The 20125-nt window shown below is 55.5% G+C and carries 18 protein-coding genes; 6 read left to right on the plus strand and 12 right to left on the minus strand.

Features of this window, described 5'->3' with window-relative positions; all coding sequences use genetic code 11:
- Nucleotides 1–12: 12 nt before the first annotated feature.
- Nucleotides 13–1332 (plus strand): cytochrome c, encoded by a 1320-nt coding sequence (locus tag J8X26_RS09285; protein ID WP_208950732.1) that lies wholly within the window; start codon nt 13–15, stop codon nt 1330–1332.
- Between the two features lie 30 nt (nt 1333–1362).
- Here the strand turns inward: J8X26_RS09285 and J8X26_RS09290 are convergent, their stop codons facing one another.
- Entirely contained in the window at nt 1363–2469 is a 1107-nt protein-coding gene (locus tag J8X26_RS09290; RefSeq protein WP_165057606.1) for a GGDEF domain-containing protein, read from the minus strand.
- A gap of 270 nt (nt 2470–2739) precedes the next feature.
- Between J8X26_RS09290 and dauA the strand changes: the two genes are divergently transcribed.
- Nucleotides 2740–4407 (plus strand): C4-dicarboxylic acid transporter DauA, encoded by a 1668-nt coding sequence (gene dauA / locus J8X26_RS09295; protein ID WP_152326287.1) that lies wholly within the window; start codon nt 2740–2742, stop codon nt 4405–4407.
- Between the two features lie 75 nt (nt 4408–4482).
- Here the strand turns inward: dauA and kdsA are convergent, their stop codons facing one another.
- The 6 genes from kdsA to hemA all read right to left on the minus strand — a co-directional run bounded on the left by kdsA (nt 4483) and on the right by hemA (nt 9889).
- On the minus strand, nt 4483–5337 hold the full coding sequence (kdsA, locus tag J8X26_RS09300; protein WP_152326288.1) for a 3-deoxy-8-phosphooctulonate synthase: 855 nt from the start codon (nt 5335–5337) through the stop codon (nt 4483–4485).
- Between the two features lie 96 nt (nt 5338–5433).
- The gene (gene sirB1 / locus J8X26_RS09305; protein ID WP_152326289.1) at nt 5434–6243 is read right to left on the minus strand and encodes an invasion regulator SirB1; all 810 of its coding nucleotides are present in this window, start codon (nt 6241–6243) and stop codon (nt 5434–5436) included.
- A gap of 2 nt (nt 6244–6245) precedes the next feature.
- Nucleotides 6246–6635 carry a SirB2 family protein gene (locus J8X26_RS09310; RefSeq protein ID WP_152326290.1) on the minus strand — a complete coding sequence of 130 codons (390 nt, stop codon included), beginning with the start codon at nt 6633–6635 and terminating at the stop codon, nt 6246–6248.
- Between the two features lie 43 nt (nt 6636–6678).
- Nucleotides 6679–7512 carry a peptide chain release factor N(5)-glutamine methyltransferase gene (gene prmC, locus J8X26_RS09315; RefSeq protein WP_208950733.1) on the minus strand — a complete coding sequence of 278 codons (834 nt, stop codon included), beginning with the start codon at nt 7510–7512 and terminating at the stop codon, nt 6679–6681.
- Nucleotides 7512–8594 carry a peptide chain release factor 1 gene (gene prfA, locus J8X26_RS09320; RefSeq protein WP_152326292.1) on the minus strand — a complete coding sequence of 361 codons (1083 nt, stop codon included), beginning with the start codon at nt 8592–8594 and terminating at the stop codon, nt 7512–7514. Before prfA ends, prmC begins: the two co-directional genes overlap by 1 nt.
- A gap of 32 nt (nt 8595–8626) precedes the next feature.
- Complete coding sequence (hemA, locus tag J8X26_RS09325) at nt 8627–9889, minus strand: glutamyl-tRNA reductase (protein WP_152326293.1); 1263 nt, start codon at nt 9887–9889, stop codon at nt 8627–8629.
- Nucleotides 9890–10168: 279 nt separating this feature from the next.
- Between hemA and lolB the strand changes: the two genes are divergently transcribed.
- From lolB to prs, 3 genes are all read left to right on the plus strand, one after another.
- Nucleotides 10169–10792: a lipoprotein insertase outer membrane protein LolB gene (lolB, locus tag J8X26_RS09330; protein ID WP_152326294.1), complete on the plus strand. Its 624-nt coding sequence runs from the start codon at nt 10169–10171 to the stop codon at nt 10790–10792.
- A 1-nt stretch (nt 10793) separates the two neighbouring features.
- The gene (ispE, locus tag J8X26_RS09335) at nt 10794–11657 is read left to right on the plus strand and encodes a 4-(cytidine 5'-diphospho)-2-C-methyl-D-erythritol kinase (RefSeq protein WP_165057613.1); all 864 of its coding nucleotides are present in this window, start codon (nt 10794–10796) and stop codon (nt 11655–11657) included.
- A 167-nt stretch (nt 11658–11824) separates the two neighbouring features.
- Nucleotides 11825–12772: a ribose-phosphate diphosphokinase gene (prs, locus tag J8X26_RS09340; protein ID WP_013575591.1), complete on the plus strand. Its 948-nt coding sequence runs from the start codon at nt 11825–11827 to the stop codon at nt 12770–12772.
- Nucleotides 12773–12886: 114 nt separating this feature from the next.
- Here prs and ychH read toward each other — a convergent pair whose 3' ends face one another.
- Nucleotides 12887–13165, minus strand: coding sequence for a stress-induced protein YchH (gene ychH / locus J8X26_RS09345; protein WP_152326296.1), 279 nt, complete (start codon nt 13163–13165; stop codon nt 12887–12889).
- A 291-nt stretch (nt 13166–13456) separates the two neighbouring features.
- Here ychH and pth point away from each other — a divergent pair, with 291 nt between their 5' ends.
- On the plus strand, nt 13457–14047 hold the full coding sequence (pth, locus tag J8X26_RS09350; RefSeq protein WP_192938081.1) for an aminoacyl-tRNA hydrolase: 591 nt from the start codon (nt 13457–13459) through the stop codon (nt 14045–14047).
- Between the two features lie 72 nt (nt 14048–14119).
- On the opposite strand, the gene J8X26_RS09355 is transcribed toward pth, so the two are convergent.
- From J8X26_RS09355 to J8X26_RS09370, 4 genes are read right to left on the minus strand one after another with little or no spacing between them, the layout of a single operon-like run.
- Nucleotides 14120–16033 carry a cation-translocating P-type ATPase gene (locus tag J8X26_RS09355; protein WP_208950734.1) on the minus strand — a complete coding sequence of 638 codons (1914 nt, stop codon included), beginning with the start codon at nt 16031–16033 and terminating at the stop codon, nt 14120–14122.
- A 12-nt stretch (nt 16034–16045) separates the two neighbouring features.
- Nucleotides 16046–17089: a protease modulator HflK gene (gene hflK, locus J8X26_RS09360; RefSeq protein ID WP_208950735.1), complete on the minus strand. Its 1044-nt coding sequence runs from the start codon at nt 17087–17089 to the stop codon at nt 16046–16048.
- Entirely contained in the window at nt 17086–18123 is a 1038-nt protein-coding gene (gene hflC, locus J8X26_RS09365) for a protease modulator HflC (RefSeq protein ID WP_208950736.1), read from the minus strand. The genes hflK and hflC overlap by 4 nt, the downstream gene beginning before the upstream one ends.
- Nucleotides 18120–20078 (minus strand): SPFH domain-containing protein, encoded by a 1959-nt coding sequence (locus tag J8X26_RS09370; RefSeq protein ID WP_208950737.1) that lies wholly within the window; start codon nt 20076–20078, stop codon nt 18120–18122. The genes hflC and J8X26_RS09370 overlap by 4 nt, the downstream gene beginning before the upstream one ends.
- Between the last annotated feature and the right edge of the window lie 47 nt (nt 20079–20125).

Genomic DNA, 20125 nt, shown 5'->3' on the forward strand with positions numbered 1-20125 from the left:
GAGGACTGAGCAATGAAAATGAAATTCATGCTGGCGATGCTGCCGTTAGTGGCAGCGACCAGCGCCTGGGCGGATGACGCCTCCGGTAATGCAGAACTTATCAAACGCGGCGAATATCTGGCGACTGCCGGTGACTGCACCGCGTGTCATACGGCACCGGGTGCGGATAAAACCGCGAAATTTGGCGGCGGTTACCCGCTGGCCTCGCCGTTCGGGGTGATTTACGGCACCAATATTTCCTCCGATAAAGAATTTGGTATCGGCAGCTGGTCGGATGATGAGTTCGTGCGTGCGGTGCGGGAAGGTGTCGGCAAAAACGGACAACAGCTGTATCCGGCGATGCCGTATGACTCTTTCACTAAGATGAGACGCGACGACGTGCTGGCGGTGAAAGCTTATCTGATGTCGCTGCCCGCGGTGCATTCCGCCGGGCCGCAAACCGATTTGTCTTTCCCGTTCAATCAGCGCTGGGGCATGCGCGTGTGGAAGTTATTTAACTTCGATAAAGGCGAGCTGAAAAACGATCCATCCAAATCTGCGGACTGGAACCGTGGCGCTTATCTGGTGGAAGCGCTTGAACACTGCGGCACCTGCCACACGCCGCGCACGCTGACCATGGGCATGGACACCGACAAAGCGTTTTCCGGCGGTGATTTAGGTTCCTGGGTGGCGTTTAACATCACACCGGACAAAAACGCCGGGATCGGCACCTGGTCGCAACAGGAACTGGTGACGTACCTGAAAACCGGTTTTGTGGCCGGGAAAGCGTCAGCGTCCGGTGCGATGGGTGAAGCTATCGAGCACAGCCTGCAACATCTGTCTGACAGCGACCTGAACGCGATCGCGACCTATATCCGTTCCGTACCGGCTGTTGGTGACGACAAGCAGACCAAACCGCGCGATGCCTGGGGCCAACAGAATCAGGATGTGTATCCTCTGCGCGCCGAAGGCCAGACGGTGAATGAATCCGCCGCCGCGCTGTTTAACGCCAGCTGCGCAGCCTGTCACGGTAAAGGCGGCGCGGGCAGCGGAGAAGGATTCCACGCCTATCCGTCGCTGTTCAGCCACACCAGCACCGGTTCATATGACAGCCGGAATCAGGTTTCGGTGATCTTAAACGGCGTCCAGCGCCATATGGATAAAGGCGAAATCATGATGCCTTCGTTCGCTAACCAGCTGAATGATGAGCAGATTGCGACGCTGAGCAACTATGTCAGTACGCAGTTTGGGGATCCGGCAGGCGCAACGGTGACGGCGAAAGACGTGGCGAAAATGCGTAAAGACGCGGATCTGACCTATCCGCCAAAAATTGAAGAAGGCACGCAGAAGTAGCGGTAAACAGGGAGCCGTAAAGGCTCCTTTTTACATTCTTTGCGGATGGCGTTTAGCGCCGAGCGCGGCCAGCGTCAGAATTGAACTGGCTACAACGCAGTTTTTCCCTTTCCGTTTCGCTTCGTATAACGAAAAATCGGCCAGTTTCAGCGATTTACGGATAATCATGCCGGGTAAATATAGCGATACCCCCAGTGACACTGTCACTCTCAGCGTGCGGCCATCTTCGAGGATAATCACGCAATCCTCCACTTCCTTGCGGATACGTTCTGCAATCGCCAGTAATGTGGCGGGATCATACGCTGACGTCATCACCAGAAACTCCTCGCCGCCGTAACGCCCGGCAAAATCCTCGTTGCGCGTCAGGTGACGTAATAATCGTCCTACCTCAATTAATACACGATCGCCCACCAGATGGCCTAGCGTGTCATTTACACGTTTGAAGTTATCAATATCCAGCAGAATTAACCCGCAGGCTTCGCGCTGAATTTGCCGCTGAGCCAGCCAGTAATCCAGACTGGCGCGGTTATTGATTTGCGTCAGCTCATCGGTTGCGGCCTTCACGCGGATGGTGAAGACTTTATTCATGTAGATTTCTTTATAATTCAGCGCGTGATAACAGAGGATCATGCAGCAGGCGGCAATCGCCTGATAAAAAATCAGCTCGGTCCACGGCACTTCAATACCGTGAATTCCGGAAACCAGCGCCAGACGGAAAATACCGACCAGCACGATCGTAATATACAGTTCGCGATGTTTACGTCTTCGCCAGACGCGAAATAAAAACAGCGTGCCGAGAATAATGCCCATAAACAGATTATTCAGCGTGAACATCCCGCTGAAGAGAAACGCCACTAAATAGCTGGTTAACCCGCTGAGCCAGCCGCCGAAAAAAGTCACTAAAATCATCGGCAACATTTCAAAACTGAACGACAGATTTTCGGTCAGCACCAGCTGGTTACCGCGCAGGTATAATGCCGTGATCCCCGCGACCAATCCAAACGCCAGCCGTTTCCAGTGGGCGCCTTTAAACGTAAAAGGTTCACTGCGGCTCAGTACAAAAAAACTGATTGAAAGCGTGGCGTAGGTGACGCAAATATCCCCATACAAACTTCCCAGTGACATGATGTCCGGCATAGATAACGGCGCCCTCTCACGCTTTCCCTGACCGATTTACGGGTATTAACTTAAATATAGATGATGAATGCCTCCGTCGTGTGCGTCAGTGAAATAACTGGCGACACGTCACATTGCCAGCAATCATAATAATGCGAAGTCCGTATCCGGCTGCATTGCCCTGCTTTGATTTAGGTCCATGCAAAATCAGTGTAACCGGCGTAGGCTACAAATTTCCGGTGAAGGAAGACCGGGTTCTTTTCAATATTTTCTCCAGGTGGTTTACGCCCTATGAATACCTCAGGAAGACGCCATGTCAGCCTTTTCAGCGCCCTGACAGACGCCTGTTTTCGTGAAAAATATACCCTTCAGCGTTTACTCAAAGATGCCATTGCAGGCGTCACCGTGGGAATCATCGCCATCCCGCTGGCGATGGCACTGGCGATTGGCAGTGGTGTTCCACCGCAGTACGGTCTGTACACGTCGGCAATTGCGGGCATCGTTATTGCCATTTTCGGTGGCTCGCGTTTCAGCGTTTCCGGCCCCACGGCGGCGTTTGTCGTCATTCTCTATCCGGTTTCACAGCAGTTCGGTTTATCGGGATTATTGCTGGCGACGCTGATGTCCGGGTTTATTCTACTGCTGATGGGCCTCGCGCGTTTTGGCCGGTTAATCGAATATATTCCGCTGCCGGTGACGCTCGGCTTTACGTCGGGCATTGCGATCACCATCGGGACGATGCAGTTCAAAGATTTCTTTGGCCTGACGATGACGAGCGTGCCGGAACATTACCTCAGTAAAGTTGCCGCGCTGGTGATGGCGCTGCCGACGCTGGATATCGGCGATGCGGCAATTGGTATCGTCACGCTTGGCGTGCTGATTTTGTGGCCGAAGCTCGGGCTGCGCGTGCCCGGCCATCTGCCTGCATTACTCGCCGGTTGCGCCGTGATGGCAGTTTTCATGCAGGCCGGGCATCCGGTTGCCACCATCGGTTCGCGTTTTCACTTCCTTTTGCCGGATGGCACGCAGGGCAACGGCATTCCGCCGATCCTGCCGCAGTTCGCGCTGCCGTGGACACAGCCTGACGGCAGCGGCCTGAGCTGGTCGCTGGTTCAGGCATTGCTCCCCGCCGCATTTTCCATGGCGATGCTCGGCGCGATTGAATCATTGCTGTGCGCGGTGGTGCTCGACGGCATGACCGGCAAAAAACACCACTCGGATAATGAGCTGATCGGTCAGGGTATTGGCAACATGGTCAGCCCGTTCTTTGGCGGTATTACTGCCACGGCGGCCATTGCGCGGTCGGCGGCGAACGTGCGTGCCGGTGCGACATCGCCGGTTTCCGCCATTATTCACTCTCTGCTGGTCATTCTTGCCCTGCTCATTCTTGCTCCGCTGCTTTCGTGGCTTCCGCTGGCGGCGATGGCAGCACTGCTGCTGATGGTGGCGTGGAATATGAGTGAAGCGCATAAAGTGGTGGATTTACTGCGCCGCGCGCCGAAAGACGACATTCTGGTGATGCTGACCTGCATGAGCCTGACGGTATTGTTCGATATGGTGATTGCGATTACGGCCGGGATTGTGATGGCTTCACTGCTGTTTATGCGCCGTATTGCCCGGCTGACGCGCCTGACTGAAGTTGCCGTCGAAACACCGGATAACACACTGGTTCTGCGCGTCAACGGGCCGTTATTCTTTGCTGCCGCCGAGCGCATTTTCAGTGAACTCCAGGCGCGAGCCGGGGGCAAAAAAGTGATCGTCCTGCTGTGGGATCGCGTCGCCGTTCTTGATGCCGGCGGCGTTAACGCCTTACGCAATTTCATCGACACACTGCCGGAAGATACGGAACTGCGCATTGCAGAAATCCCTTTTCAGCCTCTGAAAACGCTGGCGCGCGCCAGAATGCAGCCGGTCGAAGGCCGCCTGAGCTTCCACGGGAGTCTGGCGGAGGCGCTGTAAATCTTTAAAACTTCTGTTGTAGAAACAACAAAGGCGACCCGAGGGTCGCCTTTTTACTGACATTCAAACCACAAATTACTTGCTGGTATCGAGCGCCGGGAAGCTTTTCACCAGATCGTCGATGGCTTTCATCTGAACCAGGAATGGCTCCAGTTTGTCGAGCGGCAACGCTGACGGGCCGTCGCATTTCGCGTGAGCCGGATCTTCATGTGCTTCGATGAACAGGCCTGCGATACCGACCGCCATACCTGCGCGCGCCAGTTCTGCAACCTGCGCACGACGGCCGCCGGAAGCAGCGCCAAACGGGTCACGGGTTTGCAGTGCGTGAGTCACGTCGAAGATCACCGGGTGACCGCCCGTTGCGTTGATCATCACGTTCATGCCCAGCATGTCGACAACCAGGTTGTCGTAACCGAAGTTACTGCCGCGATCGCACAGGATAACCTGATCGTTGCCGCCTTCTTTGAATTTATCCACGATGTTACCCATCTGCCCCGGGCTCACGAACTGTGGTTTTTTCACGTTGATCACGGCACCCGTTTTCGCCATCGCTTCAACCAGATCGGTCTGACGAGCCAGGAAGGCAGGCAGCTGAATAACATCAACCACGTCTGCAACCGGCTGTGCCTGCCAGGATTCGTGAACGTCGGTGATGATTTTCACGCCGAAGGTTTTCTTCAGTTCCTGGAAGATTTTCATACCTTCATCCAGACCCGGACCGCGGTAGGAATGAATAGATGAGCGGTTGGCTTTATCAAAAGACGCTTTGAAAACGTAAGGAATGCCGAGTTTCTGTGTCACGGTGACGTAATGTTCACACACACGCATCGCCATATCGCGTGATTCGAGTACGTTCATCCCACCGAACAACACAAACGGCAGATCGTTGGCGACTTTAATGTCCTGAATGCTAACCACTTTATGTTTCATGCTTTGGCCTTTTTAATGGTAAATCCTTCACCGTGAAATGCGTCAACGCGTTGTCTCATCAGCATTTATCCGGTGATAACGTAAGGTAACTTAAAATCAGTGCAACGTGACTTGCTTGTGCTCAATCGAGTGGATCTGCACTTTAATCACTTCTGAAATCGGGTCTTCCGGGCACTGCTCAACAAAATAGCTGAGATCGGAAATCGCCACGTGGTCACACTCCAGTTGAGCATAAATCAGACCACGGTCGCGGATTTCATACGGGTCATCCGGATCAAACTGTAAAACCGTTTCACTCGCCCGCAGCGCCAGTTCGAACTGTTTTTCTTCCATCAGCGCCGCTTTCAGCGTGTCGAGCATTTTACGCACGATCATTGTGTTATCGGCTTCTTCCAGATCATCATCTTCGATAATCGCCGTCACGCCCAGATTCCCTTTCAGCCACACGTTAAGCATGTGCTCATTGAGCGTGTCGCCGTTGATCGGATTGAGCAACCACATTTCTTCATCCATCCAGTCAGCGCGGAGGATCAGTTGTGTCGGAAAGATGACCGGCATCAGCGGTAAATCCAGCTCATGCGCGATGTGCAGGAAAATCACGCCCAGCGAAACCGGCGTGCCCTGACGCGAAGCCAGCACCTTGTCGATCCAGATAGCGTCCGAAAGGCGGTAAACACCGCCCGCGCCACCAAATCCCCAGGTGCGGTAAAACAGTTCAATCAACACTTCAAGCTGCTGATCCTGATCAAGGTCCTCAGGAACCACGCGGCGTGCTTCATCAACCAGCGTTTGCAGCTGTTGGCGCACATCGTCCGCATTGAAATCAAAACGCACAGATTCCGTTACTTTGATCACCCCGGTACTGAGCCGGGTAGTGTTAAATTCAAAATCAGCAAGGGTACTCATAGTTATCCCATTAGAAGCGGTATTTTCGTCAGCGCCAGTTTGAGAACCAGATACAGGCAAGCGAGCGCCAGAATAAAGGCCAGCCAGCGGGTTTTCTGGCTAACAGGTCGCTTGCTCAGGGCCACAAAGCCCAGCGCGATATAGATAATAACGCCAAAAATCTTTTCGGTCAGCCAGGTTCCCTGTGGGCTGAACGGATAAAAGTGCGTGATGAAGATAAGCGAAATGCCGCTTAAAAGCAGCAAGGTGTCCACAATGTGCGGAACTATCTTCACCCAGCGTTTCTGCATCATAGCAGAACCCGACCATTTCCAAAAAAATCGTAAAACAAACAGTGCAATACTCAGGGTGATCGTGGCCAGATGGAGATGCTTTATCCAGACATACGCCATTGCCTGTTTCCTTCTTTTATCGTTTTAAATTCAATGATTTTGACTACGAAGTCCGCTGTCCGAGGCTGACGCGATCGTTGCCGCCATAATCTTTCACCGTCGAAACTTGCTGATAACCGGCATCGCACAGCAGTTTTTGTACGTCTTCCGCCTGCTGCCAGCCATGTTCGAGCAACAGCCAGCCACCTTTTTGAAGATACGCGGGTGCCGCCTGAATAATATGAGCCAGATCAGCCAGACCAGCATTTTCTGCCACAAGCGCGCTTGACGGTTCAAAACGGACATCACCCTGCGTAAGATGAGGATCCGTGGCGTCTATGTACGGCGGATTACTGGCGATCAGGGCGAACGTTTCACCGGCGACCGGCGAAAACCAGCTGCCCTGTAAAAAACGCGCATTGTTGATATTCAGCTTTTGCGCGTTGTGTTTCGCCAGCGTTACCGCGTCGGGCTGCAAATCGATACCGGTCAGTTGACAGTCAGGCCGCTCACTGGCCAGCGCTAACGCAATCGCGCCCGTTCCTGTCCCCAAATCCAGTACCTTCACCGGCTCAGACGGCAGACGGGCAAGCGCCTGTTCGACCAGACATTCGGTATCCGGACGCGGAATTAACGTGGCGGGAGAAACGGACAGCGGCAACGACCAGAACTCACGTTCACCGGTCAGATAGGCAACGGGTTCACCCTGCTCGCGTCGCGCCAGCAGGGTTTCCAGTTGTAAAAGCTGAGTGGCCGTCAGCGGTGTTTCGCCAAAAGCCATAATGTAGGTTCTTGCCCGGCCAGTCACAAAGCCGAGCAGGATTTCAGCGTCACGCTTCGGGCTTTCACCCGCAGCCAGACGGCGCGTAGCCTCACGCAGCCAGCGCTGAAAATCCATTAGTCCTGCTCAGAAAGTGCTGCGAGCTGATCGGCCTGATACTCCTGCACAATCGGCTGGATCAGCGAGTCGAGTTTGCCTTCCATTACTTCATCCAGACGGTAAATTGTCAGGTTGATACGATGATCGGTCACGCGGCCCTGAGGGAAATTGTAGGTACGGTTACGGTCAGAACGGTCACCGCTGCCCAGCAGGTTTCGGCGCGTAGAGGCTTCTTCCGCCTGACGTTTCGCCACCTCTGCCGCACGGATACGCGCACCGAGCACGGACATCGCCTTGGCTTTGTTTTTGTGCTGAGAACGTTCGTCCTGACATTCCACCACAATCCCGGTCGGAATATGGGTAATACGGATGGCAGAATCGGTGGTGTTAACGTGCTGACCACCCGCGCCGGAGGAACGGAACGTATCAATGCGCAGATCACCGGCGTTGATTTCCGGCAATTCGGCTTCCGGAATTTCCGGCATCACGGCAACGGTACAGGCTGACGTATGAATACGTCCCTGAGATTCGGTTTCCGGAACGCGCTGAACGCGATGGCCGCCGGATTCAAATTTGAACTGGCCGTACGCGCCCTCACCGCTCACTTTGGCGATGACTTCTTTATATCCACCGTGCTCGCCTTCGTTGGCGCTCACGATTTCCACACGCCAGCGACGCGATTCTGCGTAACGGCTGTACATGCGGAATAAATCACCGGCAAAAATCGCTGCTTCATCACCACCGGTTCCTGCACGAATTTCAAGGAAACACCCGCGTTCATCATCAGGGTCTTTCGGCAGTAACAGAAGCTGTAATTTTTGTTCGAGATCTTCGAGGGTAGCTTTGCAGTCTTTGATTTCGTCCTGCGCCATTTCGCGCATCTCGGGATCGTCGAGCATCATTTCGGCAGTTTCTAAATCTTCCTGCGCCTGACGCCAGGCCAGAAAACATTCGGAAACAGACGTTAACTGAGCGTATTCGCGGGAAAGACTGCGGAATTTATCCTGATCGGCAATGACGCTGGCATCGCCGAGCATCGCCTGCACTTCTTCGTGGCGCTCTTGTAACGCTTCCAGTTTGGCAACAATAGAAGGCTTCATGCGTGGTGTTTAACCCTGTGAGAAAAGGAGAATTACTGCTGATCCAGCCCGAGGCTGTCGCGTAAAATTTGCAAACGCTCCACATCACCGTCGCTGGCTGCCTGTTGCAGAGAACGGGTTGGCGCGTGAATAAGGCGATTGGTCAATTTGTGGGCTAATTCCTGGATCACCGCTTCGACGTCAGCGCCCTGCGCGATGGCGGCTAAGGCTTTTGCTTGTGCGTCGGCGCGAATAATATCAGCACGTGAGCGATAATCACGAATAATTTCAACGGCTCCCTGCGAACGCAGCCAGGCCATGAAGTTTGAGCTTTCCTGCTCAACGATGGTTTCCGCCTGAATCGCAGCGGCTTTACGCTGGGCAAGATTGTTTTGAATAATGCTGTGCAGGTCATCAACGCTGTATAAATACGCGTTGGCAAGCTTACCGACTTCCGGTTCGATATCACGCGGAACGGCGATATCGACCATCAGCATCGGCTGATTACGGCGCGCTTTGAGCGCTCGTTCCACCATCCCTTTGCCGATAATCGGCAGCGGGCTGGCGGTAGAACTGATAATAATGTCGGCTTCGGCCAGACGGGAATCAATATCCTGCAAACTGATTACTTCCGCGTTAACTTCCGTTGCCAGCGCCTGCGCACGTTCGCGGGTACGGTTCGCAATCATCATATGACGGACATTGTGCTGATGCAGATGACGCGCCACCAGTTCGATGGTTTCACCCGCACCGACCAGCAACACATTCACATCAGAAAGGGATTCGAAAATCTGGCGCGCCAGCGTACAGGCGGCGAAAGCGACGGAAACAGCACTTGCGCCGATATCCGTTTCAGTGCGGACACGCTTGGCAACGGAGAAGGATTTCTGGAACAGACGTTCCAGTTCGCCGGAAACGGCACGGCCATTTTGCGATTCGGCGAAGGCTTTTTTGACCTGCCCGAGGATCTGCGGTTCGCCCAATACCAGTGAATCCAGCCCGCTCGCCACGCGCATCAGATGGCTGACGGCGTCATTATCATGGTGCCAGTACAAGCTTTTACGGACTTCATCTTCACTGAGATGATGATAATCGCATAACCATTTAACCAGCTGTTCTTGCAGGTTTTCCTGTTGTTCGACGCTCAGATAGAGCTCCGTACGGTTACAGGTAGACAACACGACTCCGCCCTGCACCAGCGGTTGCTGGAGCAGACTGGAGAGCGCCTGATTAAGAGTCTCGGGTGAAAATGTTACCCGTTCACGCAGAGACACCGGGGCGGTTTTGTGGTTGATACCTAATGCAAGCAGGGTCATATGGGAAGCGATTATCGACTTATACTTTATAATAGTATGGGTTTACGTCTGCTGCGCATTCTACAAGATGCGCGGGATCAATAAAAGCCGTACAGCATCTAACGTTAAATCCATTTACAAATCAGTATTGTCCCAAAACTCTCCGATCGTCGATCATCTGTACCGGGTGCCGATCACCCGATGCGCTGGCTGTGCTAAACTAGCGCACGCCGTATTTGACTGGCCCCTTTTCTGTTTATAAAAGCCACCGCCGCCAAAGCACAAAGGATTTAACCTGTTATGCCAATGCGTAAAACACATTTTGTTCGCCTCCTCCCTCTGGCAAGTTTAGTGCTTGCTGCGTGTTCGATTAATGCGCCGAAAGGCCCGGCGACCAGCCCGACCTCTCCGCAATGGCGTGAACATGAAGCTCAGGTCAAACAACTCGAGCATTATCAGACCCGCGGCTCTTTCGCTTACATTTCCGATAAACAGAAAGTCTATGCCCGCTTCTTCTGGCAACAATACTCCCCGGAAAGCTACCGCCTGCTGCTGACCAATCCGCTTGGCAGCACCGAAATGGAGCTGAAAGTGCAAAGTGGTATCGCGCAGCTGACCAATAACGAAGGAAAGCATTACACCAGCGACAATCCTGACGACATGATCCGTAAGCTGACCGGCATGTCGATTCCGCTGTCCAACCTGCGTTTGTGGATGCTTGGCCTGCCGGGTGATGGCACTGATTTCACCCTCGACAGCCAGTATCGTCTCTCCCAGGTTAAGTTCAGCCAGAATGGTCAGAGCGGCACCGTGGTGTATCAGGCCTATGACGACGACGCCAAACCGTCCCTGCCGCAACGTCTGGAAATGACCCAGGGCGAACAGCGCATCAAGCTGAAAATGGATAACTGGACATTAAACTGAGATGACGCAGCAATTGTGGCCGTCTCCGGCTAAACTCAATTTGTTCCTTTATATCACCGGGCAGCGCCCCAACGGCTACCATGATTTGCAGACGCTGTTTCAGTTTCTCGATTACGGCGACAGCCTGAGTTTTAATGTGCGCACTGACGGCGTTATCGCCCTGACCACACCGGTTGAAGGCGTTTCAGACGACGAAAATCTGGTGGTGCGCGCCGCACGTCTTTTGCAGAAACACACGGGAAACCCGCTTGGCGCAGATATTTCCCTGCAAAAGCAGATCCCGATGGGCGGCGGCCTGGGTGGCGGCTCCTCTAACGCCGCAACCGTTCTGATTGCCCTGAACACCTTGTGGAATTGCGGGCTGACAGATACGGAACTGGCCGAACTCGGCATCACGCTGGGCGCGGACGTGCCGGTATTTGTGATGGGTTTTGCCGCGTTTGCCGAAGGCATTGGTGAAATCTTGCAGCCGGTCACACCGGACGAAAAATGGTTCCTGGTAGTTCATCCCGGTGTTCACATTCCGACCCCGGTAATTTTCGGCGATCCGGAACTGACCAGAAATACACCAAAACGCCCTGTAAATGTGCTTTTGAACACGCCTTACGCAAATGATTGCGAACCGATTGCGAGAAAACGTTTTTACGAGGTTGAACAGCTACTTTCTTGGCTGTTAGAATACGCGCCGTCGCGACTGACCGGAACAGGTGCTTGTGTGTTTGCCGAATTCGACACCGAATCCGAAGCCCGTCAGGTTTTAAATGAAATCCCGGCATGGAGTCGGGGTTTTGTTGCACGCGGTGTCAACGTTTCACCGTTACACCGTTTTCGCGAAGCCGGGTTGAGAACTGCGGGCAAAGCGTAGAGAGTCACAGCGGTTATGTGTCTGTTCTTTGCCAGCGAATTATTCACCGGTTTTTGTTTAAGCAGTAAGATTTAGAAGTATCGTGAGCATAATGCTTTGGTACCGCTCACCGCCCGGTGGTGCCAAAAGCCAATGTCTTCCCTGGACGCAAGCCTGAGGTTCTTCTCGTGCCTGATATGAAGCTTTTTGCTGGTAACGCCACCCCGGAACTAGCACAACGTATTGCCAACCGTTTATACACCAGCCTTGGTGACGCCGCCGTCAGTCGTTTCAGCGACGGTGAAGTAAGTGTGCAAATTAACGAAAATGTACGTGGCGGAGATATTTTCATTATCCAGTCCACCTGCGCGCCTACTAACGATAACCTGATGGAACTGGTCGTCATGGTTGATGCCTTACGCCGCGCCTCCGCTGGTCGTATCACAGCCGTTATTCCTTATTTCGGCTATGCACGTCAGGATCGCCGGGTGCGTTCTGCCCGTGTGCCAATCACCGCGAAAGTTGTGGCTGACTTCCTGTCCAGCGTCGGTGTTGACCGCGTTCTGACCGTTGACCTGCACGCAGAGCAGATTCAGGGCTTCTTTGATGTACCAGTAGACAACGTTTTCGGCAGCCCTATCCTGCTCGAAGATATGCTGCAACAAAATCTGGAAAACCCAATCGTTGTTTCCCCGGATATCGGCGGCGTTGTTCGTGCCCGTGCCGTGGCGAAACTGCTTAACGATACCGACATGGCTATCATCGATAAACGCCGTCCACGTGCCAACGTTTCTCAGGTGATGCACATCATCGGTGACGTCGCGGGCCGTGACTGTGTGCTGGTTGATGACATGATCGACACCGGTGGCACCTTGTGTAAAGCCGCTGAAGCACTGAAAGAACGCGGTGCTAAGCGCGTATTCGCTTACGCAACTCACCCAATTTTCTCCGGCAACGCAGTGGAAAACATCAAAAACTCCGTGATCGACGAAGTGATTGTATGCGACACCATTCCGCTGTCCGCAGAAATCCGCGCACTGAAAAAAGTACGCACCCTGACCCTGTCAGGCATGCTGGCTGAGGCTATCCGCCGCATCAGCAATGAAGAATCCATTTCTGCAATGTTCGAGCATTAATCACAACGCCCCTTTTCAGGGGCGTTTTGTTTTCTGTAAAAACTGACTGATTCAGAAATGCAAAAAACCGTTGAAGCGTGAGCGACAACGGTTTTTTCTTTTCAGGCCGTTTAATCAGGAATGGCGATGTGTCTTACTGTTTGAACACCGTGAGTCGTAGTGACGCACCCACCAGTAGCGATCTGCAACGCGTTCGCGCCCGCCGACTCTGGCACCGGCCAGCCACAAAATAGCCCCGATGAAAATACTGCCGACAGCACCGTGAGCCATAAACTGCGGTAATCCCAGTTCAGGCAATTGATTTAAAATGGAATAACCAACGCCACCGACCATTGTGAGCAAACCGAGTCCCATCAGGGCATTGCCCAGTCTCATTGCGGTTTTACGTTTCATCTGTCACCTCCGGTTGTCGATAGTCTTAGCATCATTGCTGTCTTGTCATTTCCTGCCTTAACTATAGACGTCCCATCCGGTTCACTTTGCGGTCACGATCACAGACAGAGAACATTAGATGACAATTCTTTACGTTTTCCAGTCAGATACATTCGGAGAGTTAATAATTAACTTTGGAAACTATTCAGAAACGACCCCATTTAACGGAATAACGTGGCCGGATATTTGGCACAGCGAAAACGGACAGGTAAACTACCCCGCTAAACCTCACCCGATTAAGAAGCGAAAACCGTGAGCAGCATTAAATTGATCGTCGGGCTGGCCAATCCCGGAGCCGAATATGCCCAAACCCGCCACAACGCGGGCGCCTGGTATGTTGATCTTCTGGCCCGCCAGCACAACCAGCAGTTAAAAGAAGAAAGTAAGTTTTTTGGCTACACCGCGCGTTTATCCCTGGCAGGTCAGGACGTTCGTTTGCTGGTGCCGACCACCTTCATGAACCTGAGCGGCAAAGCCGTTCTGGCGATGGCGCAGTTCTACCGCATTGAGCCGGACGAAATTCTGGTCGCGCACGATGAACTGGATATCCCGCCGGGCATGGCGAAAATTAAGCTTGGCGGCGGCAACGGCGGCCACAATGGCCTGAAAGATATTCAAAGCAAATTCGGCGGTAATCCGAATTTCTACCGTCTGCGCATTGGCATCGGCCATCCGGGCGATAAAAGCAAAGTGGTGGGATTTGTCCTGGGCAAGCCGCCAGCCAGTGAACAGAAGCTGATTGATGATGCGATTGATGAATCACTGCGCTGCACTGAATTGCTGATGAAAGACGGTTTGGAAAAAACCATGCGTCGTCTGCACACGTTTAAAGCCGAACTTTAATCCGCGCAGGCTGACCGCTATTCCTGCTGACGGGCGCAACTTTTGCGCCCGTTTTAATTTTCACTGACTGACTTACAGGGGTTCGTCAAACCGCAGTAAGCGTCCGGCATTGCCCAGCACCAGCAAGGTGCTCAGGTTATGCAATAAAGCGGCAATCAGTACACCGGCCACGCCGAGTAACCCCATAGCCGCCGCTGCCATCACTACCAGCGTCCAGCCCAGCCCGATGAAAACATTGATTTTGAGCGTCTTACGGCAGGCACGGCTCAGCCGAACGCAGGTCCCGAGACGCCGCAGATCGCTGCCGATCAGCACCACGTCGGCGGAAGCCAGCGCAATATCGCTGCCACCCGCCCCCATTGCAATGCCCACCACGCCCGCTTTTAACGCCAGAGAATCATTGATGCCGTCCCCGACCACCATTGGCCGGAACCCTTGTGCGATTTCGGCTGAAACCTGATGCAGTTTATCTTCCGGTAACGCCTGCGCAACGACATCACCGATGCCCAGTTCTCCGGCAATACGGTTGGCTACGCTGGCGCGATCGCCGGTCAGCAAAAGTTGTCTTTGCAGCCCAAGCTGACGCAGTTCAGCCAGCGCCGTTTGCGCCTCCGGCCTGAGCGAATCGGCCAGCAGCAGCCAGCCGAGAAAACGCCCGTTAAGTGCCAGCCCGACCAGCGGCCCGTCGTGTTCAGGTTCGTCATTCACCGGGATATTGTTCTGGCTGAAAAATGCCGGGCGCCCTAACAGCGCATCGCCCTGTGCGGTACGCGCACGCACGCCCATGCCCTGCTGTTCTGACACGTCGTCCAGCGGTAAATATTGTTCTCGCGGCAGTAATTTTGCCAGCGCACGGCTGACCGGATGGCTGCTCGCCGCACCCAAACTGGCCGCCAGCCGGAACACCGCATCCGAAGACGCCTCTGCGCCCAGCACCGTGCGTTGCAAATGCAGTTCACCGTGCGTCAGCGTGCCGGTTTTATCGACAACGATGGCGTTCAGGTCCGCCAGTTCTTCCAGAAATGCGGAGCTGCGGATCAGGATCCCGTGACGCGCCGCCACCGCGATCCCGGCAATGGCCGTGGCGGGCGCGGAAAGCACCAGCGCGCACGGACAGGCCGCCACCAGTACCGCCAGCATGGCATGGGCATCACGCGTGATAAACCAGGTCGCGGCGGCAATCAGCAAAATAAGCACCAGATATTGCCCGGCATAGCGTTCGAGCAAACGGGTGATCGGCGGTTTGGCGTGTTCGGCTTTTTGCATCAGCGCAATCACTTTACCCAGCGTAGCGTCCGCGCCGGTGCGCGTGACTTCAACGTTGAGTAATCCGTCGAGATTAATGGCCCCGCCGAAAACGTCATCGCCTGCGCGGGCTTCCTGTGGCACGGATTCGCCGGTGATCGGCGCAGTATCCAGACTGGCGCTGCCGGATAACACACGGCCATCGGCGGGCAACCGGTCACCAGCGCGGACTTCAACCCGGTCGCCGGTTCGCAGCTGGTGGTTATCGATTTCTTCAATTTCACCGTCAGGCAAAATCCGCCGGGCGCGGCTGCGCGTCAGATGGCTCAGCGCATCAATGGCTTCCTGCGAGCCGATCACGCTACGCTCTTCCAGAATATGACCAAAAATCATAATGCCCGGCAGCAATGCGGCGGTCATCAGGTCGCCGGTTGCCCACGCCCCCAGCATCGCGATGGCAATCAGCTGATCGGTCACGCCATGCAGACTGGGGCTGCGTAAGCTGTAAATTGCCGAACGCAGCACCGGCACCGCGACCAGCAGTGACGCCACGCCAAACAGAATTTGCCCGACGTCGCTTTGCTGCGGATACAGCCACTGCCAGAGCCAGCCGCACAGCAACAGACCAAATGCGGCCATCGCCAGCAAAAGCTGCACCGCCATATTTCGCTGTTCATGGCGCGTTAACAGCACGCTTTTTGCGGGCGACGTGTACGGTTCTTCAGAGGAAAAAGAAGTCACGGAAGCAATACCTCAGGGTTGAGATGTCGGACGGTCTGGCCCCGGCAGGATCAGATGCGCGTTGTCGTGGGGATCAACAGCAGTGACGCTGCCGGCATGCGCGAGGATCGCAGGCATCCGTTCACGCCACAAACGCCACAGCAATTCCGGCGAATGATCGCCGGCCAGCTGTACTATGGTCGCGGTATCTGTGGACGCCCGGGCAATCTGCTCGCTGGCTCTGGCATGGGAAACCTGTAAAGCGCGGTCTGCCGACTGAACGGCGTCCTGATGAACACGCGCCGCCTCATTACTGGCGCTGGCGATGTTTTGATCCGCCTGCTGGCTGGCCGTCAGCACCGCATTGAACGCATCCACCGCCGCCGGAGGCAGGGACGACTGCACGTCAACGCGGCGGACTTCGATACCGGTACTGCTCCCGCCCGCGCTCAGCGCCGCCAGTTGCTGATTTATGCCCTGACGCAAATCGCCGCGCAGCCGTTCGCGGCGTTCGGCGATATTGCTGCCGTTGCCTGCTATTTCCGGCCGGGCGACCAGAATGGTGTCGAGATCCCGTGAGGCACAAATCGCCACCGCCGCATGCCCGGTTAAACGGTCAAGCGCCGGTAACACGTGTTCGCCTTGCAGCACAAATGCCACCGGATCGGTTATCACGTAGTACACCTGTACATCCAGCTGAACCACGCCGGAATCTCCGGTCAGTAAATATCCCGCACCGGCGACGGCATCACTTTTCTCGCCACCGGTATTGTTCCATGCGGGCACAATGTCGGTTCTCAGCAAGGCGGTGACATGATGTTCGATCACCCGATCGGCCGCGGGTAAGATTTCAACCTGTTCCAGCGGTTCCGGCCATGCCAGCAACAGCCCGGCTCCCGCCGTGCGCGAAACGGCACCAAACCGCATCACCACCGCGCGCTTGTCCGGCTCTATCTGCCGGACGTTGGAAAACAGCCAGCTCGCCGCAGCAATCAGCGTCATGGCGAACAGCGCCAGATACGCCAGACGCCCCGCCTGAAACCACGCATTTCCCTGAAAACGGGATAACGGATTCATGGGCGCGTTCCGTTAGCCGGGACAGCGGGTAATGCCGGCGGGCCTTCGACCAGCTGGCGGAAGGGTGCCGCATCGGTGCCCAGCACCAGTTGCGTGCCCGGCGTGATGACGCTGCTCAGCGTGTCGAGCGAGCGCAGCAGATCGTAGAGTTCAGGATTACCGGCGCGGGCCCTGGCGTAGATTACCGCACTCTGCACCTGTGCCTGCGCTTCGATATTGGCCGCATTGACTGAGGCATCCGCCTTAATAACGCGGGCGTCACGTTCAGCGGAAGACCGGATTTCAGCCGCCTGACGCTTGCCTTCGGCAGAGCGCTCGGTAGCAATGGTTTCCCGCTCAGCCCGCATGCGATCAACGGTGGCATCTAAGGTCACTGACGGCAGCGTCAGCCGCTCAACGCCAACCTGCACCAGTTCGATGCCGTAGCTGTCGAGCAGCTGGCGGGCGATCTGGTCATGCAGATGTTGCTCAAAACCGGAAAGCCGGATTTTGCTGGCGTCGGTGTTCACCAGGTCAGCCAGCGCAAAACCGCTGGTGGTCGTTTCCAGCGCCGAGCCGATAAACGTCCGTATCTGCGCAGCCGCCATATCCGGCTGATTTTGTACCGCGCGGATAAAACGCTGCACGTGCTGAGGATCGTTTTTCACCTGCCAGACGGTATAAGCCTGAACGATGATCCGCAGCCCGTCGCGCGTGCCAACATCCTGCAAACCGCTGGAAGTGGTACGGATACGCAAATCCACCGGGATCGCCGTTTCCAGCGGAACCGGCAGATGCCACGCCAGCCCCGGTTGCAACAGTACGCGCACCGGATTGCCAAAGCGCGTGATCACCATGGCTTCGCCGGAACGCACCTGCACCAGACAGGCCGTGGCGGCAATCAGCGCCACCAGCACGGTGGCAATCGTGACCCGTCGCCAGAGTTTGGGCGCCGCGGGGCCGGAATGATGATGGTGATGACCGGCACCGTGATGATGCCCGTCGTGCGCGTCGTGATCGTGTCCGTGGCCTTCAGGTTGTTGGGAATCACTCACCGGGTAGTCTCCGCTTTGACAGAATGCGCCGCTTTATCCGCTCCGGGCGTAAATGGCAGGGTAAAATTTCTCAGATCCAGCACCGGCGGCGTCCCGCCCCCCATGCGATGATCGACAATCAACACCTTCGGATGTTGCTGCATGGCCAGCGTCAGACGGCTGAAATAGCGTTCGGTCAGGAACGACTGTCCTCCGGTCTGATACGCCTGATTTTCGGCGTTAAAGGAGAGCGCCATGACCTGCGCCTGATCCAGATTTTCATGGCTTTGTGCGGTGGCCGCATCCTGCGCCAGCCCGGCAAATTGCTGCGCGGCATTCAGCTGCTGTGCGGCCTGACCTTTCTCACCGGCAATCGCACTTTGCGCCAGAATTTGTGCCGCCTGCACGCCGTGATAAGCGTCCGCCGCCCCCGCAGGCGGATGGATCGACTCGATCACCGTCGCCAGCAGTTCCACCCCGCTGTTGAGATGATCAAGCTGCGCCTGCACTTTTTGCCCGATATCTCCGGCCAGACGGGTCTGATCGCTGCCCAGCAGGCTGTCGAGCGTGCGCGAGGAGAAATCATGCACCAGCACCTGATTGGCAATACTGCGGATCAGCACCGGCATATTTTCGGTGTGATACAGGCTCGCCATCGCCGCGTCATCATTCATGGCGATGCGGTACACGAAGCGGACGTCCATATTCATGATTTGAAAACTTTGCCGGTCATTCGCTGCGCTGGCGATGATTTGTGATTTGTCGCTGCTGTGGCCGGAATCCCATAACCGGTTCGCGCTTTCCGGCGCGGGACCTTCAGCTGTGTCTGCCACCGCGGCGGGTGTGGCGGTTAGCGGTTCTTCTGAACCCGTGGTGAGTTCATGCACTTCGCCGTTATCCACCATCAGCGTGCGGCCAAAAGGCCACGGCAGCCCGGCATGTAAACCGGGCTGTCTGACGGCCACCGGTTTGCCGAAGGATTCATAGATCCCGCGCTGGGTCAGCGGTACCTCGCTGATTCCCGTCAGCAGCCAGCCGGTCAGCAGGAGGATTGCGCCGAGCGGCAACAGCGCGCGACGCATAAAGCGGAACGCCCAAATCTGGCGGAGATCGATACCAAAGTGCTGATGCAGTTCGTTTTGCACAAATTGCAGCGGACGCGGCGGCCAGCAGAGTTGCGCCGCCAGCAGGCTGCCCGCAATAAACTCCGGCTCTTTGTCTTCTCTCGGCGGTGAAAATACCGTGATCAGCGCCCGCAGGAAAAGCTCCAGCGCCACCAGCGCCGGTAACAATCCGGTGAGCACCAGCAGGTGTGCGGGCCATACCGCGGTTCCTCGCGCAAACATCAGGGCCAGCGCCGTCAGCAAAAAGACGCCAATTAACATGCGCATCAGCGGTGCCAGTTTTGCCGCTTCCGGCCATTCCTGCGGATTTTTTAACGTCCAGTGACGCTCAAGCACCAGCACGGCGAAGGCGCAAAGAATAAAGAAAGAACCGGCGAAATAGCCCGTATTCCCGGTTTCATTGACCGGTAACGGCAACTGCCACAGCAGCGCGATGAGCAGCAAAGCGGCTAATGCGGGAAGTGCCTGAAAGAAAACGTGCGCATCGACATAGCGTAATAGCGGGCGCATCCAAGCGCGGGAGGCCAGACGCTGAGAAAATCCGGGGGGAATTTGCGGCCCGGCCAGGCCGTTACGGGAGGCAAACTGTTGCTCGCGCCAGCGGGTAATGCGCCGGGCGCATTGCAGCGAGGCAGCGCAAACCCACATCGCCGCCATGATATTCCCGACCACCCACGGCCAGACCGACTCCGGCGTGACCAGATACAACATCAGCAATATCAGATACAACACGCTGCTGATCACCATCACGGCGTGGATCAGCCCGCTCAGCCAGCGCGTGTGGGAAGCGGCGGACTGAAAGCGCAGCAGCTTGCTGGCATCGTCCGTTCCGGATGCTTTATTTAGAATCATGTCCGCTCCGGCAGAGGAGAAAAAATAATCCGCCATGCTGGCTGTGC

It is taken from the genome of Rahnella sp. ChDrAdgB13 (genome assembly GCF_017655185.1).
In the GTDB taxonomy this organism is placed as follows: domain Bacteria; phylum Pseudomonadota; class Gammaproteobacteria; order Enterobacterales; family Enterobacteriaceae; genus Rahnella; species Rahnella contaminans.